15 protein-coding genes, 1 other RNA gene and 1 pseudogene are annotated in these 14,564 nt (G+C 52.1%); 7 read left to right on the plus strand and 10 right to left on the minus strand.

Going from position 1 to position 14,564, the window contains the following annotated elements; genetic code table 11:
* The first annotated feature begins 23 nt into the window (after nucleotides 1–23).
* Together recN and bamE are read left to right on the plus strand one after the other, a co-directional pair.
* Nucleotides 24–1,685: a DNA repair protein RecN gene (gene recN, locus G7090_RS17630; protein ID WP_166183439.1), complete on the plus strand. Its 1,662-nt coding sequence runs from the start codon at nucleotides 24–26 to the stop codon at nucleotides 1,683–1,685.
* A 151-nt stretch (nucleotides 1,686–1,836) separates the two neighbouring features.
* The gene (gene bamE / locus G7090_RS17635) at nucleotides 1,837–2,178 is read left to right on the plus strand and encodes an outer membrane protein assembly factor BamE (RefSeq protein WP_166183442.1); all 342 of its coding nucleotides are present in this window, start codon (nucleotides 1,837–1,839) and stop codon (nucleotides 2,176–2,178) included.
* 96 nt (nucleotides 2,179–2,274) lie between these two features.
* Here bamE and G7090_RS17640 read toward each other — a convergent pair whose 3' ends face one another.
* Both G7090_RS17640 and G7090_RS17645 read right to left on the minus strand, forming a co-directional pair.
* Nucleotides 2,275–2,562, minus strand: coding sequence for an RnfH family protein (locus tag G7090_RS17640; RefSeq protein WP_166183444.1), 288 nt, complete (start codon nucleotides 2,560–2,562; stop codon nucleotides 2,275–2,277).
* The gene (locus tag G7090_RS17645; protein WP_207630083.1) at nucleotides 2,552–2,989 is read right to left on the minus strand and encodes a type II toxin-antitoxin system RatA family toxin; all 438 of its coding nucleotides are present in this window, start codon (nucleotides 2,987–2,989) and stop codon (nucleotides 2,552–2,554) included. The genes G7090_RS17640 and G7090_RS17645 overlap by 11 nt, the downstream gene beginning before the upstream one ends.
* A 156-nt stretch (nucleotides 2,990–3,145) precedes the next feature.
* Here G7090_RS17645 and smpB point away from each other — a divergent pair, with 156 nt between their 5' ends.
* From smpB to G7090_RS17660, 3 genes and pseudogenes are all read left to right on the plus strand, one after another.
* Complete coding sequence (gene smpB, locus G7090_RS17650; RefSeq protein WP_039030084.1) at nucleotides 3,146–3,628, plus strand: SsrA-binding protein SmpB; 483 nt, start codon at nucleotides 3,146–3,148, stop codon at nucleotides 3,626–3,628.
* A gap of 90 nt (nucleotides 3,629–3,718) precedes the next feature.
* Nucleotides 3,719–4,081, plus strand: a transfer-messenger RNA (tmRNA) gene (ssrA, locus tag G7090_RS17655).
* Nucleotides 4,082–4,273: 192 nt separating this feature from the next.
* Nucleotides 4,274–5,460, plus strand: a pseudogene (locus G7090_RS17660) (integrase domain-containing protein).
* An 11-nt stretch (nucleotides 5,461–5,471) separates the two neighbouring features.
* On the opposite strand, the gene G7090_RS17665 reads toward G7090_RS17660, so the two are convergent.
* From G7090_RS17665 to G7090_RS17685, 5 genes are all read right to left on the minus strand, one after another.
* Nucleotides 5,472–7,169: a DUF2326 domain-containing protein gene (locus G7090_RS17665; RefSeq protein ID WP_166183447.1), complete on the minus strand. Its 1,698-nt coding sequence runs from the start codon at nucleotides 7,167–7,169 to the stop codon at nucleotides 5,472–5,474.
* Nucleotides 7,156–7,389 carry an ABC-three component system middle component 6 gene (locus tag G7090_RS17670; RefSeq protein ID WP_166183449.1) on the minus strand — a complete coding sequence of 78 codons (234 nt, stop codon included), beginning with the start codon at nucleotides 7,387–7,389 and terminating at the stop codon, nucleotides 7,156–7,158. The genes G7090_RS17665 and G7090_RS17670 overlap by 14 nt, the downstream gene beginning before the upstream one ends.
* Nucleotides 7,376–7,924: a hypothetical protein gene (locus G7090_RS17675; RefSeq protein WP_166183451.1), complete on the minus strand. Its 549-nt coding sequence runs from the start codon at nucleotides 7,922–7,924 to the stop codon at nucleotides 7,376–7,378. Before G7090_RS17675 ends, G7090_RS17670 begins: the two co-directional genes overlap by 14 nt.
* Before the next feature lie 2 nt (nucleotides 7,925–7,926).
* Nucleotides 7,927–8,187 (minus strand): hypothetical protein, encoded by a 261-nt coding sequence (locus tag G7090_RS17680; RefSeq protein ID WP_166183453.1) that lies wholly within the window; start codon nucleotides 8,185–8,187, stop codon nucleotides 7,927–7,929.
* Nucleotides 8,188–8,761: 574 nt separating this feature from the next.
* Nucleotides 8,762–9,763, minus strand: coding sequence for a zinc-binding alcohol dehydrogenase family protein (locus G7090_RS17685; RefSeq protein ID WP_166183455.1), 1,002 nt, complete (start codon nucleotides 9,761–9,763; stop codon nucleotides 8,762–8,764).
* A 108-nt stretch (nucleotides 9,764–9,871) separates the two neighbouring features.
* Here G7090_RS17685 and G7090_RS17690 point away from each other — a divergent pair, with 108 nt between their 5' ends.
* Together G7090_RS17690 and G7090_RS17695 are read left to right on the plus strand one after the other, a co-directional pair.
* Nucleotides 9,872–10,774: a LysR family transcriptional regulator gene (locus G7090_RS17690; RefSeq protein WP_166183458.1), complete on the plus strand. Its 903-nt coding sequence runs from the start codon at nucleotides 9,872–9,874 to the stop codon at nucleotides 10,772–10,774.
* A 69-nt stretch (nucleotides 10,775–10,843) separates the two neighbouring features.
* Nucleotides 10,844–11,698: a PA4780 family RIO1-like protein kinase gene (locus tag G7090_RS17695; RefSeq protein WP_166183460.1), complete on the plus strand. Its 855-nt coding sequence runs from the start codon at nucleotides 10,844–10,846 to the stop codon at nucleotides 11,696–11,698.
* Between the two features lie 40 nt (nucleotides 11,699–11,738).
* Here the strand turns inward: G7090_RS17695 and nanQ are convergent, their stop codons facing one another.
* Genes nanQ through G7090_RS17710 form a run of 3 tightly spaced genes read right to left on the minus strand, consistent with a single transcriptional unit; the run spans nucleotide 11,739 to nucleotide 14,553 of the window.
* Nucleotides 11,739–12,203 carry an N-acetylneuraminate anomerase gene (gene nanQ / locus G7090_RS17700; RefSeq protein ID WP_166183462.1) on the minus strand — a complete coding sequence of 155 codons (465 nt, stop codon included), beginning with the start codon at nucleotides 12,201–12,203 and terminating at the stop codon, nucleotides 11,739–11,741.
* Entirely contained in the window at nucleotides 12,200–13,075 is an 876-nt protein-coding gene (locus G7090_RS17705; RefSeq protein ID WP_166183465.1) for an N-acetylmannosamine kinase, read from the minus strand. The genes nanQ and G7090_RS17705 overlap by 4 nt, the downstream gene beginning before the upstream one ends.
* A complete protein-coding gene (locus G7090_RS17710) occupies nucleotides 13,072–14,553 on the minus strand; it encodes an MFS transporter (RefSeq protein ID WP_166183467.1) in 1,482 nt (493 codons plus the stop codon). Before G7090_RS17710 ends, G7090_RS17705 begins: the two co-directional genes overlap by 4 nt.
* Nucleotides 14,554–14,564 lie beyond the last annotated feature (11 nt).

A 14,564-nucleotide genomic window follows, 5' to 3' on the forward strand; every position in this document is an offset into this window, starting at 1 on the left:
GTTTTTCATACAGGAAAACGTTTATGCTGGCACAACTGACCATCAGCAACTTCGCCATCGTTCGTGAGCTCGAAATTGATTTCAACAGCGGAATGACAGCTATCACCGGGGAAACCGGTGCCGGTAAATCTATTGCGATTGATGCGCTCGGGCTGTGCCTTGGCGGTCGTGCCGACGGCGACATGGTTCGCGCTGGCGCCAGCCGCGCCGATCTCTGCGCCCGTTTCTCCCTGAAAGATACCCCTGCCGCCCTGCGCTGGCTTGAACAGAACCAGCTTGAAGATGGGCGTGAGTGCTTACTTCGCCGTGTCCTCAACAGCGACGGCCGCTCCCGTGGCTTTATTAACGGTACCGCGGTGCCGCTGTCCCAACTGCGCGAACTGGGCCAGCTGTTAATCCAGATCCACGGTCAGCACGCCCATCAGCAGCTGATCAAACCTGAGCAGCAGAAGTCCTTACTCGACGGCTATGCCGGTGAGTCTGACCTTATGCAGCTGATGGCAGCGCACTATCGTCAGTGGCACCAAAGCTGCCGTGAACTGGCGCTGCATCAACAGCAGAGCCAGGAGCGGGCAGCCCGTGCCGAACTGCTGGCCTATCAGTTGAAAGAGCTGAACGAGTTCAGCCCGCAGCCGGGCGAGTTTGAGCAGATTGACGAAGAGTACAAACGTCTCGCCAACAGCGGTCAGCTGCTCTCCACCAGCCAGCAGGCGCTGAACCTGATGGCCGATGGCGAGGATGTGAATCTACAAAGCCAGCTCTATACCGTGCGCCAGTTAGTGACCGAGCTGGCGGGCATGGACAGCAAAGTGTCCGGTATGCTGGATATGCTGGAAGAGGCGGCGATTCAGATCTCTGAAGCCAGTGACGAGCTGCGTCACTACTGCGAGCGTCTTGATCTCGATCCCAACCGTCTGTTTGAGCTGGAACAGCGCATTTCGCGCCAAATTTCTCTGGCGCGTAAACACCACGTTTCGCCTGAGGAGCTGCCTGCGTTCCACCAGTCCCTGCTTGATGAGCAACATCAGCTCGACGATCAGGCCGACTCGCTGGAGACCCTCTCTCTGGCCGTCAGCGTGCATCATCAGCAGGCGATGCAAACCGCCACGCAGCTGCACAATGTCCGCCAGCGTTACGCTCAGGAGCTGAGCCAGCACATCACAGAGAGCATGCATCTGCTGTCCATGCCGCACGGCGTTTTCACTATCGACGTGAAGCTCGAAGACAATCACCTGACGGCCGAAGGGGCAGACCGCATTGAATTCCGCGTGACCACTAACCCGGGCCAGCCGCTGCAGGCTATCTCCCGGGTCGCGTCCGGCGGTGAGCTGTCGCGTATCGCCCTGGCGATTCAGGTGATCACGGCGAAGAAAATGGAAACCCCGGCGCTGATCTTCGATGAAGTGGATGTCGGTATCAGCGGTCCTACCGCGGCGGTAGTCGGTAAACTGCTGCGTCAGCTTGGCGAGTCCACCCAGGTTATGTGTGTGACCCACCTGCCGCAGGTTGCCGGTTGCGGCCACCATCACTTCTTCGTCAGCAAAGAAACTGACGGCGAGATGACCGAAACGCACATGCAGCCGCTGGATAAACGCGCCCGTTTGCAGGAGCTGGCCCGTCTGCTGGGCGGCAGCGAAGTCACCCGCAACACGCTGGCGAACGCGAAAGAACTGCTGGCCGCGTAAACTTTTTCGGTATCTCAGGGTCATACAGAACAATAAAAACGCCGACAGACCTGACGCCAGAGGTTTTAATGTGGTGAAAGGTCTATTATCATCGGCATATTACATATGAGCCGTCGCGTATTGCCCGGGCCGGAAAAGGAATCAAATCACTATGCGCTGTAAAACGCTGACCGCTGCCGCAGCGGTTCTTCTGATGATGACCGCAGGCTGCTCCACTCTGGAAAAAGTGGTTTACCGCCCTGACATCAACCAGGGGAACTATCTCGCTCCTAACGATGTGTCTAAAATTCGTGTCGGTATGACGCAGCAGCAGGTTGCCTATGCCCTGGGTACCCCGATGATGTCCGATCCATTCGGCACCAATACCTGGTTCTACGTGTTCCGCCAGAAGCCAGGCCATGAAGATGTGTCCCAGCAGACCCTGACGCTGACCTTCAGCAGCAGCGGCGTACTGACCAACATCGACAACAAACCGGCGCTCACCAAAGAGTAAGGTTTCAGAAATGCAAAAAGGTGCTCATTGAGCACCTTTTTTTGTTTTATCGCAGCCTGTAGCCCCGGTAAGCGCAGCGCCACCGGGGAAGCTAACTTATTTAGCGGACTTCTCCGCGCGCTGGCGACGCAGCTCTTTCGGATCGGCAATCAGCGGGCGATAAATTTCAACCCGATCACCGTCCCTCACGCTATCGCCCAGTTTGACCGGACGGCTGTAAATCCCGACTTTGTTTTTTGCCAGATCGATATCGCTGCGCAGCGTCAGCAGGCCGGAGGCGCGGATCGCCTCTTCAACGGTGGCGCCCTCTTCCAGGGTTACGCGCTGCAGATACTGCTTTTCCGGCAGCGCGTAGGCCACTTCCACCACGATGTTAGCCGGCACTGTAGACCTCTTTGGCGCGCACCGTAAAGGCCTGGACCATATTCGCCGCCAGCTCTTTAAACACACGACCAAACGCCAGCTCAATCAGGGCGTTGGTAAACTCAAAGTCGAGATGGAACTCGATCCGGCAGGCATCGGCGCTGAGCGGGACGAACTTCCATCCACCCATCAATTTCTTGAACGGGCCATCCACCAGATGCATCAGAATGCTCTGGTTATCGGTCAGGGTGTTACGGGTGGTGAACGTCTTGCTGATCCCAGCTTTGGAAACATCCACCGCTGCAGTCATTTGCGTCGGGCCTGAGTCCAGCACGCGGCTCCCGGTACACCCCGGGATAAACTCCGGATATGACTGAACGTCGTTCACTAACTGGTACATTTGTTCCACACTGTAGGGGACAAGCGCAGTACGACTAATCTGAGGCATAGCATTTTTCCTGATCAAACAACCGACAAATAATAGCATTTATCACCTGTTAAAAAAACGCTGAGCCTCATCTCGTGCTAATATAGCGCGTTAGACCTCACAGGACGCAATGAGGTGACTTTTTGACATCAGATTACCTACGGCTTCACGACACTTATGACGAAGAAAAAAGCACATAAACCTGGCTCGGCAACCATTGCGCTCAACAAGCGTGCCCGCCACGAGTATTTCATTGAAGAAGAATTCGAAGCTGGCCTTGCGTTACAGGGCTGGGAAGTTAAATCGCTGCGTGCGGGTAAAGCCAACATCGGCGACAGCTACGTTATCTTTAAAGACGGCGAAGCCTTTCTGTTTGGCGCGAACTTTCAGCCGCTGACGGTCGCCTCGTCCCACTACGTCTGCGATCCCACCCGCACTCGTAAACTGCTGCTGAACAAGCGCGAGCTGGATTCCCTTTTCGGACGCATCAACCGCGAAGGTTATACCGTCCTCGCTCTGTCGCTGTACTGGAAGAACGCCTGGTGCAAAGTGAAAATTGGCGTGGCGAAAGGTAAGAAGCAGCACGACAAACGTAACGACGCCAAAGATCGCGAATGGCAGGTTGATAAAGCGCGCATCATGAAGCACGCAGGCCGTTAATATCCGGGCACTTATTGAGCGATTCAATAAGTTAGCGTTCCGGACTGGTATCCGGGCTGCGAATTCTGGTATACTTGCTGTAACACTATTGGGGCTGATTCTGGATTCGACGGGATTTGCGAAACCCAAGGTGCATGCCGAGGGGCGGTTTGCCTCGTAAAAAGCCGCAAAAAAATAGTCGCAAACGACGAAAACTACGCTTTAGCAGCTTAATAACCTGCTAAGAGCCCTCTCTCCCTAGCTTCCGCTCTTAAGACGGGGATCAAGAGAGGTCAAACCCAAAAGAGATCGCATGGAAGTCCTGCCTGGGGCTGAAGTGCTAAAACTAATCAGGCTAGTTCGTTAGTGGCGTGTCTGTCCGCAGCTGGCGTGCGAATGTAAAGACTGACTAAGCATGTAGTACCGAGGATGTAGAAATTTCGGACGCGGGTTCAACTCCCGCCAGCTCCACCAAAATTCTTTGTTGATGGTCACCAGAGCCTGATACGAAGTCCTGAAAGCCCGCACGGCGCAAGCCTGCGGGCTTTTTTGTGTCTGTATCTGTCCGAGGCAATCCGCCTGAGTCCAGTAGAAATTGGTACACATTTAGGTACACGCTATACTGTGGTCCATTAAACGTGTACCAATTATGGAAGGGATCCAGACATGGCGCGCATCATGCGCCTCCTCACTAACAACGAAATTCTAAAAGCTAAACCTCGGGAAAAAGACTTCACCCTTCACGACGGTGACGGCTTGTTCTTACTCGTAAAAACCTCTGGCAAAAAACTTTGGCGCTTCCGTTACCAGCCCCGGTTAGTGGTAGCCGAACCAATTTAAGTCTCGGCTCATACCCTGCCCTTTCACTCGCAGCAGCTCGTGAGATACGCGACCAACACTTAACTACGCTCGCGCACGGCATCGATCCCCAGCAGCAGGAAGAGCAAGCCTCTGAGCAGCGGCAGATAGAGTTGGATAGTATTTTCTCGAATGTGGCCGCCAATTGGTTCCGGCTCAAGAGCAAAAGCGTTACTGAGGATTATGCGAAAGATATCTGGCGTTCATTAGATAAAGACGTTTTTCCAGCTATTGGCGCAATACCTGTTCAGGAGCTCAAAGCCAGAACGATCGTAGAAGCATTGGAACCAATCAAAGCGCGTGGTGCACTTGAAACCGTACGTCGCCTAGTACAGGGCATTAACGAAATCATGATTTACGCAGTCAACACGGGCCTGATTGATGCTAATCCGGCATCAGGCGTAGGCATGGCTTTTGGAAGACCCAAAAAGCAAAACATGCCTACGCTGAGGCCTGAAGAATTGCCAAAGTTAATGCGTTCTTTGGTTATGTCGAACCTGTCTGTACCGACTCGATGCTTAATTGAGTGGCAGCTCCTGACACTTGTGCGCCCTTCCGAGGCTTCTGGTGCTCGGTGGGTCGAGATCGATCTTGATGCCAAACTCTGGACGATTCCCGCCGAACGGATGAAGGCTAAGCGTGAACACATTGTTCCTTTATCGCCTCAGGCATTAGATATTCTGGAAGTGATGAAACCGATTAGTGCTCATCGTGAACATGTTTTCCCCAGTAGGAATGACCCAAAGCAACCTATGAATAGTCAGACTGCAAATGCGGCCTTGAAGCGGATTGGATTCGGAGGAAAACTAGTTGCGCACGGTATGCGATCTATCGCAAGTACTGCAATGAATGAGGCTGGTTTTAATGCCGATGTTATCGAAGCAGCCCTAGCTCATAGTGATAAAAATGAAGTACGAAGAGCTTATAACCGCTCAACGTACTTAAATAAAAGGACTGAACTCATGATATGGTGGGGTGAGTTTGTTACTGATTAAAACTTATATAATTACACTTTAAAGAATTTATTCGTTGAAGATAGCTCAAGGATCGAGTTATCCGCCATCAATTTTAAATCTTCCTTGTCAGAAAATTTATCACTTAGGATGGAAACAATATATTGCCCATTAATACTATTTGCTTCAGAAAATATATCCCTAATTTGATTCACATCAACATCTTCAATACTATCATGTATAACAAACGTTGGTCTTTTTAATTTTACTTTATCAACAAATTTAATATACGCCAAGTCAAATGCTGTTATCTCCCCTTTCTTTTTCCCTCCATTACTATTTGGTGTAACGCAAGATATATCAAAATTACACTTTCCTTTATCTTTATCAAAGGATAAATCAAAAATATATCTTTCGTTATAGATTTCCTTAGTTAAATCTCCAAAAAATTCATTAAATATTTCAATATTTTTCTCTAAGCCCTTAACTGCCAAATCAATTTCCAAGAGCAATTTTTCTCGATTAAACTCTAGCAACTTTATTTGCTCATTAGTCTCATTAATACGTGTAAGATTGGATTCTATACTCGCATAATTTTCACGCAATTCAGTTAATCTATTGTAGAGTTGATTGATAGACTTTAGTGTTTCAGGTTCTTTAATGGTTTTAAATAAAGAAGACTCTAATTCATGCAAACTATTTATTTCTAAATTAACTAGGTTAACTTCGTGTTTTTTCTTTAATAACTCCGACTCAAGAAAAACAATCTTATTACTGATAACATCATTATGAAATAAGACCATCTCCTCATATGATTTTTTGAGCTCACCTTTAAAATAAACACCAGCCGAACGATATATATCAATCAAATCATCTTCTACAATCTGTGTTATATTATTTTGGAGTGAGGATATTGAGTCTTCAATATTCTGTACTCGCATATTCAACTCGGCATACGTCAAAGAAAAATCACTGATAACAGCCTGTATTTGTGATAATTTTTTCAGACTATCAGCATGGCTATCTTTAAAATCAAAGGACTTTATGTTTTTTTCAGCCTCTAATATTTCTTTCTTAAGAGGTTTTATCATTTTTGATAGTACAGTTTCTCGATGAGGGGTTCTGTATGCAGTCAAGTATGTCTTTTGTTTTTTAATTTCTTTATTATAATCCCCTTTTTTCTTTATAAGCGGCAATCCATTGAAACCAAACAGGAATAAATACAGCATGTCATAAACATCTGCAGTAGTGTTACCATGCAGAAAATTAAGAGTCATTTGCATTTTTTCATTCGTATTTCTAATAAATTTATGCGAAACATTTCTTAATGATGGTTTTTCGGTTGTCAAACCAAAGACTGACCGTGAAATAAGATCAGAATACTCTTTCTTATCAACCTCAACATCATCTACAAAATACTTTGAGTTTTTCTCATCTGTAGAAATTATTCTTGAGACGCTGGCTTTTTTGTTTTCTACCGTACTATAATCCAATTTAAACAATAAAACATTCTCATTAATCAGCGAGACTATTTCAGGAATATCTTTCTTAAATTCAGCATCATGGTAAATATCATGACCTGATGACATAAATAAATAATCTAAGACTCGTGATAGTGTAGATTTACCAACACTATTCCCACTTTCCTTTCCAGAAGTACGTTTGTTAACGATTAAGTTCAAACCATCTTTAAATTCAACCGCCCTCACGACCTGATTGTTTTTTAATATAGTGAGTTTATTGAGCCGCATAGATAATATCTCCATTCCCATCTAACTGAACCGTACCAATGATAAAGAGCCAGTCTAAAGAGTAAAGAAAAAGATCAAAAGATAATTCAAGTGTATCATTTACCATTTCAAATAAATTAGTGATATCAATAATCCTGGAATCATTATCTCTAAAAACCCGAAGAATCAAACCACCTATATATATAGGATTAGCTTTAGGATCCGTATCAATTGTAATCATTAGGATTCTCCAATACAATGCATTCAATAATGGAATAACTAACAATCATACGAATGCCGTAATCAATATCCTCTTGTAAAAATTCAGTTCCTAATTCAGAGCAAGAATTGACAGTCTCCAAGGCCAAGAAAACGACCTCATCTACAATATTATCTGAATTTTTCTTTATAATGCTCATATCGTATGGCTTTTCATAAAGACCATACCGCCCTAACGCAGCATTATAATAGTTTCTAAATTGTCTTTTTAGCTTGACGCTGCCTTGATAAATTATACTATCTAATGTTTTGACTGAATTATCAACCAACAATGCATCTTCTTTATACAACTCTGCAACCCAACGATTTCTTTTCAGATCATTAAAAGAAATTTTCCCATTAATTTCTGACGCAGTCCTTCTTAGGCTTTGCCCCCCACCTTCAGAACTAGAAATGATCTCAACCAACTTCCCAATAACACTAGCCCGCAAGACTCTTGGCTGATTATTTATGAGTACAGGCCCTACATTATCTTGAAAACTTACGCCTGAAGACATAATTACCCCCGATTATCAATATTAACAGGGCCATTATTATCTTGAAAATATTGAGAGCGTTCTCCTTGGGAAATAGTGTTTTTATTTGTAGTAATAGTTGTGATTTGTGAATTCAGCTCATTGATTGTTATATTAAGCTGTTCTATCTCATTTTGTTTCTTAGAAACCTGCATGGTTTGATATATAGCAATAACACCAGAAACGACACCAACCATATATCCAAAAGCACTTATATATTCGTTAGCAAGTATCGATGCAATCATTTGGAACTCCATTTCAAGTTTGAGAATTTTACAGGGTTTGGTCCCTGAGCATATCAAGCTCAAGACAATTAATGAATAATTTTTGTTCGTTAAGATCCAGGCTCATCCGTTCAGACTCATTGTTACCCTATATGACGCATATTCTATCAGTGCCGAGCGACCAATAAATATAATTCATTAACCAAAATTATCAGCGCGCAGTGCTCTCCCCGCCACGCCTGCGCGCTTCGTGGGCCTGTTTTCATGCAGGAGCATAGCGAGGCTAAAGCTGGAATAGGCCCGAATGCATCAGATTAATGCATAGACAGGAGGTGAGTGCTTTAAGGAACAACAGTAACAATGTCTAAATAACTGATTTCCCTCATCCTCCGGGCGGCCTTTTCTTGAACTTATCCTGACCGCCTCACAGGCTCGCCACACACTCGAACAGTACCGCACCCCCCACCGCCAGCTCCACCAAAATTCTTTGTTAACGGTCACCAGAGCCTGATACGAAGTCCTGAAAGCCCGCACGGCGCAAGCCTGCGGGCTTTTTTGTACCCTCAATTCATCCAGCCAAAGCCATTACCACCTGTCAGAACCCTTCCAGCACAATCTTCCCGACCGCACGCCCTGTTTCCAGTTGAGCGTGGGCTTTCTGCACATTCGCCGCCGTGATCGTCCCGTAGTGCTCGCCCAGCGTGGTAGTAATCACCTGGTCGTCAATCAGTCCTGCCACGCGGGTCAGAAGCTGATGCTGGGCGATCATATCCCGGGTTTCAAACATTGAGCGGGTGAACATAAACTCCCAGTGCAGGGAGATGCTCTTCGCCTTCAGCGGGCGGGCATCCAGCGTCTCGGGATCGTCAATCAGCGCCAGTTTGCCCTGCGGCGCCAGAGCCTTAATGATTTCAGCGTAATGCGCCTCGGTGTGGTTCAGGCTGGCGACGTGGGTCACCTCGTTGATGCCCTGTGCGGCCAGCGCTTCCGACAGCGGCTTGCTGTGGTCGATAACATAATGCGCCCCCGCCTCCCGCACCCACTGCTGGCTTTCCGGGCGCGAGGCCGTGCCGATAACGGTCATTTTCGTCAGCTTGCGCGCCAGCTGCACCAGGATTGACCCCACCCCGCCCGCGGCACCGACGATCAGCAGCGTATCGCCTTCGTTACCCTGCTCCTGAACGCCCAGCCGATCGAACAGCATCTCCCACGCGGTGATGGCCGTTAATGGCATCGCGGCGGCGGCGGCGTTATCCAGGGATTTTGGCTTCAGGGCCGCAATGCGCTCGTCCACCAGCTGATATTCGCTGTTGCTGCCCGCCCGGCCCAGGGCTCCGGCATACCAGACTTCATCCCCCGGCGCGAAAAGGGTCACCGCCTCGCCCACTGCGGTAACAACGCCCACGGCATCCCAGCCGAGGACCCGCGGCGTATCTCCGCTAAACCCGGCGCGCACCTTGGTGTCCACCGGGTTGACGGAGATGGCTTTCACTTCAATCAGCAGATCGTGCCCTGTCGCCGTTGGCTTCGGCAGCTCAATCTCGTGCAGGGCGTCGATGTTGTGGGGTGCAGAACGGGTAATGGCAATGGCTTTCATAATCTCTCCGGCGTTTTATCCACTGTGTCGCAATAATTTGATGGTAAAGCGAAGCTGTGACGGGAAAAATAGCCTCGCGGAGACAAGACTTATACTCGGGAGATGAAAATGGTGCGGCTTGAGGATCTGGTACTGTTCGTTCGCGTCGCTGCCCTGAGCAGCTTCAGCGATGCGGCACGAGAGGCGGGCGTCCAGCCGGCGCAGGTCAGCGCCGCCATCAAACGGCTGGAGTCAACCCTGGCCATCCGGCTGTTTGCGCGCTCCACCCGCAGCCTGCGCTTAACGCCGGAAGGCGAGGCCTGGCTCCCCTACGCGCGCCAGATGCTGGATGCGATGTATGCCGGGATGCAAAAAATCCAGACCCCGGAAGAGGAGATCTCCGGCACCCTGCAGATTGCCGTCCCGTCGGATTTAGGCCGCAACTTGCTGCTGCCGGTGTTTCAGGCCTTCGATGAGCGCTACCCGGCATTGCGGCTGCGCATCTTTTTCTCCGACCAGGTAGCCGATGTCTTTAAGGATCCGGTGGATATCGCCTTTCGCTACGGCATGCCGGAAGATGCGTCCTATATCTCCCTCCCCGTCGCCCCCGACAACCGCCGCGTGCTGGTGGCTTCCCCCGAGTGGGTCGCCCGCCACGGTGACCTGAACCATCCCGATGAATTAAGCCGGGTCAACGCCCTGACCTTTGTTCTGCGCGGGCGTCTTCACGATCGCTGGACCTTCTTCCGCGACGGGGAGATGCACAGCGTGAACGTCAGCGGCTCCATGATGAGTGATGATGCCGAGGTGATCCGCCGTCTGGCGGTCTCCGGAGCGGGCGTGGCCTACAAATCCTGGCTCGACGTGGCGGAAGATGTCCGCGCCGGTCGGCTGCAGGTATTAATGAAAAGCTATCAGGGCGAGAGCGTGCCGCTGAACATGATCTGCCCGCACCGCAAGCAGCTCTCCGCGGGTGTCAGGTTACTGTTTGAGGCGGTCAAAGCCTGTTGTGAGGGCCAGGCAATACGTTAATCCTCTGGAAGACGATATTTGCCTGCTTTTTTGGTACGAAAAGCGGCAAAAATGCGCTATAAAAGCCGCATGAAAATCCCAAACAGACTCCAGCCCCTGGTCGATGACGGCCTCATAGACAACGTGCTTCAACGCCTGAAAAGCGGCAAAGAGGCAGACGTTTACACCGTGCTATGCGGGGACCAGATTCAGTGTGCCAAAGTGTACAAGGAAGCGTCACAGCGCAGCTTTAAGCAGGCCGTGCAGTATCAGGAAGGCCGCAAGGTGCGCAACTCGCGTGACGCCCGCGCCATGCAGAAAGGCTCTAAATTTGGCCGTAAGCAACAGGAAGAGGTCTGGCACACGGCAGAGGTCGATGCGTTATTCCGCCTGGCCAACGCCGGTGTACGCGTGCCTCAGCCCTATATGTGTCTGGACGGCGTGCTGCTGATGGAACTGGTCACCGACGGTGATGGTGCCGTTGCGCCACGCCTGAGCGATGTCTCTTTAACGGAAGAAGAGGCTGTAAAAGACTTCGACACCATGATCCGCAATATCGTGCGCATGCTGTGTGCCGGTATTGTTCACGGCGACCTGTCAGAGTTTAACGTGCTGCTTGATGACAAGGGACCGGTGATTATCGATCTGCCCCAGGCGGTAGACGCCGCCGCGAACAACCATGCGCAGTCCATGTTTGAGCGCGATGTGAATAACATCACCGAGTATTATGGTCAGTTCGCCCCGCAGCTGCTGAAAACACGCTATGCGAAAGAGATCTGGATGCTCTATGAAGACGGAAAACTGACCCCGGAATCGCCGCTCACCGGGCTGTTCGTCGAAGAGGTCCATGATGTGGATATGGATTCCCTGCTGGATGAGATCATTTCGGCAGAGGATGAGTATTACGAACGTCAGCGTGCCGTTAAAGAACGCGAAGACGATTAAGGCCATGAAAGCCCGCAGATGCGGGCTTTGTTTTTAGGCCTTAAGGCAGCAGGCTGTGATGCACCTTAATCACCGCTTTTTTCACCCTCCCCGGCTGGGTGACGTCGCACCCGGGTTTATGCGGCTCCCCGGGCATAAAGACGGCAAACATTCCCGGGGTTAACGTCAGATACTGCTCATTCTCGATGCGCTGACAGAGCTGATAATCCTCCTCCTCGTGCCACGTATCGCACTCCCGCGCGCTCCCCGCCAGGCCGTAATAAATCCGCTCTTCCCCTTCCAGCAGGATCTGAATATCGATGTAGCGGCGGTGCAGCTCGGCGCGTTTCTCTTCCGCACCTTGCGTCGCAAACGCCATCACATTGACAAATACCGTCTCCCCCTGCAGCGGATAGCTTCCCGGTGCAAGATTCGCAATCCCGGCGCTCAGCGCCTGGTCGATAGCCTGACAGAACGCCGCCGGCAGCCCGGCCGCCTGAAGCTGCCTGATATCACCCACAATCATTGCAAATGTCCTTGTGCCCATAATGCCGCGCCCAGCAGTCCTGCGTTGCTCTGATGGCGGGCGGAACAGAGTTCGGTCTGGTACGCAGAGGGTTCCTGCGCCAGGAAGTGTTGTACCTGCGGGAGATAACCGTCGGCCAGCCCGATGCTGCCGCCCATCACCACCCGCTGGCAGTCGGTCAGGGCTTTCAGATCCGCAATCAACCGCGCCAGGGTTCTGGCGGAACGCGCAATCAGCGCCACCGCCTGGGCATTACCCCGGGCGGCGTGAGCGAATATGGCTTTCGCATCCAGCCCGGTCAGCTCCCCTTGTGCGGCCGCGGCGATCCCCCGCCCCGAGGCGATGGCCTCCACGCAGCCGGTTCGTCCGCAGCCGCAGCGCGGCCCGTTCGGGTCGGCAAGGGTGTGGCCGCAGTGGCCAGCCAGCCCGCCGGAGCCAGTCACCAGCCTGCCGTTCTGGATCACCCCTCCCCCGACCCCGGTCGAGACGGTGATGAATACCATGTCGCGGATGGCGGCCGGCATCTGCTGATACTCGGCCAGCGCCGCGGCCTGGGCATCGTTCAGGGCCACGCCGGGGAGCCCGGTCAGGGCGGATAAACAGTCCACCAGCGGGAAGTGGGAAAGCCCCCCGAGGTTGGACGGATTGATCGAGGTTAATACCCCGTTCTGAATAATCCCGGTCGAGGCGACGGCAAAGTGCTGCGCCCGCGAAGAGAGCGGCATCACCAGCTCGCGCAGCGCGGCCTCCAGCGCATCCGGGGTCTGGCTGGCGGGTGTTGGGATCTCCCGGCGGGCGATAATCTGCAGGGCGCTGTCCACCAGCGCCGCGGCGAGCTTGGTCCCGCCGATATCAATGGCGAGCGCGATCATCTTGACGCTCTCTGTAATGCATCTGACGCGATCAGGGCCCCGCTAAAGGGTTTGCCGTCGATGGCGTCGTGGGTACGCAGGGCTTCAGGATGCAGCCAGCGCTGCACGCGGGACGGCATATCAAAGCCAATCAGCAGGATGACGACAAAGGTCAGGCCGAACGAGAGCGAACAGAGCGCGGTGCCCAGATCCAGCCGCTGGGCGATAAAGGCCCCCAGCACCGGGGCTAACGCGCCACCCAGCGCACCGACGTTATAGGTAAAGCCAAGCCCGGCCGCGCGCTGCTCGGTATCAAAATAGCCGCCAATCAGTTTGGGCAGAATGCCGGAGATCCCCTGTCCGAACAGCTGCTGGAAGAAGAGCAGCAGGCCCAGCACCCAGACGCTGCTCCCGCCGATGGTGAACACCGGAATGATCAGCAGCTGCGAGGCCAGCAGGCTCCAGACATAGGCTTTCCGCGTGCCTAACCAGTCCCCGAGGAAGCCCCCGGCGCAGCAGCCCGCGGCGGAGCCAAAGCCGCTGAAGAACAGTACCTGCGCAACGGTGGCGGGATCGTACGCCAGATCGGTTTTCAGATAGGTAGGCAACAGGGCCTGAATGGGCCAGGAGTAGAGGAAGGCAAACAGCACTACCACCATCAGGGTGACGCCGGTCGGCCAGCGTTTACCGTTGCTCTGCACCATAAAGCTGACAAAGATCCCCGCGCACAGCAGGCCGAGCACGGCGACAATCGCAGCGCTCTCCAGCTGGCCTGCGAAGCAGAACCACAGGGAGACCGCCGCCACCAGCGTCATGGCGATATTGATGACCCGATGTTCGCCGCGATAGAGAATGTCCACCATGGTTTTAACCGGGGTTTTGCTCTGCTGCTTCTCCTTCCAGTCTTCAGCTTCAGGAATATTTTTACGCAACCATAGGGCAAAGATAATCGGCAGAATGCCGATGAAGAACAGCGCCCGCCAGCCCCACTCCGGTACCACCAGGCTGTAGACCTGAGCCGCCACCACCGCCCCGACGGAGAAGCCGGAGATCAGGAAACCGCTGGCTTTATTGCGCAGGTGTTTCGGCCAGCTTTCAATCACGTAAGTCGCGCTGGAGCCATACTCCCCCGCCATCCCCATGCCGATCACCAGACGGGCGATAAACATGGTGGTGTACCCCTGGGCCAGGCCGCACGCCAGGGTGCCGACGGAGAAGAGCACAATACTGCTGACCATCGCCAGGCGGCGACCGTAGCGATCGCCCATCGCGCCCAGCATCAGGCCGCCAAACCAGCGGGAGATAAAGGCGGCGGAGATCAGGCTTGCGGCGTGCAGGGTAGTCAGGCCGAATTCGGTTTTTATATCGGTGAGAACGAGGGCGATCAGAACAAAATCAAAACCATCAAGAACGTAACCGACCCAGGCGGCAGAAAACGCACGCCACTGTTGACGGCTGAGGCAACGATACCACGGGACATTTTGTGTCATTGTATTCATGTCAGTCTCCG

The sequence above is a fragment of the Leclercia sp. 29361 genome, assembly GCF_011290365.1.
Lineage (GTDB): Bacteria > Pseudomonadota > Gammaproteobacteria > Enterobacterales > Enterobacteriaceae > Enterobacter > Enterobacter tamurae.

Coding starts and splice junctions, on each gene's coding strand:
- recN (WP_166183439.1), top strand. CDS start 24: ATGCTGGCACAACTGACCATCAGCAACTTCGCCATCGTTCGTGAGCTC.
- bamE (WP_166183442.1), top strand. CDS start 1,837: ATGCGCTGTAAAACGCTGACCGCTGCCGCAGCGGTTCTTCTGATGATG.
- G7090_RS17645 (WP_207630083.1), bottom strand. CDS start 2,989: ATGCCTCAGATTAGTCGTACTGCGCTTGTCCCCTACAGTGTGGAACAA.
- smpB (WP_039030084.1), top strand. CDS start 3,146: ATGACGAAGAAAAAAGCACATAAACCTGGCTCGGCAACCATTGCGCTC.
- G7090_RS17665 (WP_166183447.1), bottom strand. CDS start 7,169: ATGCGGCTCAATAAACTCACTATATTAAAAAACAATCAGGTCGTGAGG.
- G7090_RS17670 (WP_166183449.1), bottom strand. CDS start 7,389: ATGATTACAATTGATACGGATCCTAAAGCTAATCCTATATATATAGGT.
- G7090_RS17675 (WP_166183451.1), bottom strand. CDS start 7,924: ATGTCTTCAGGCGTAAGTTTTCAAGATAATGTAGGGCCTGTACTCATA.
- G7090_RS17680 (WP_166183453.1), bottom strand. CDS start 8,187: ATGATTGCATCGATACTTGCTAACGAATATATAAGTGCTTTTGGATAT.
- G7090_RS17685 (WP_166183455.1), bottom strand. CDS start 9,763: ATGAAAGCCATTGCCATTACCCGTTCTGCACCCCACAACATCGACGCC.
- G7090_RS17690 (WP_166183458.1), top strand. CDS start 9,872: ATGGTGCGGCTTGAGGATCTGGTACTGTTCGTTCGCGTCGCTGCCCTG.
- G7090_RS17695 (WP_166183460.1), top strand. CDS start 10,844: ATGAAAATCCCAAACAGACTCCAGCCCCTGGTCGATGACGGCCTCATA.
- nanQ (WP_166183462.1), bottom strand. CDS start 12,203: ATGATTGTGGGTGATATCAGGCAGCTTCAGGCGGCCGGGCTGCCGGCG.
- G7090_RS17705 (WP_166183465.1), bottom strand. CDS start 13,075: ATGATCGCGCTCGCCATTGATATCGGCGGGACCAAGCTCGCCGCGGCG.
- G7090_RS17710 (WP_166183467.1), bottom strand. CDS start 14,553: ATGAATACAATGACACAAAATGTCCCGTGGTATCGTTGCCTCAGCCGT.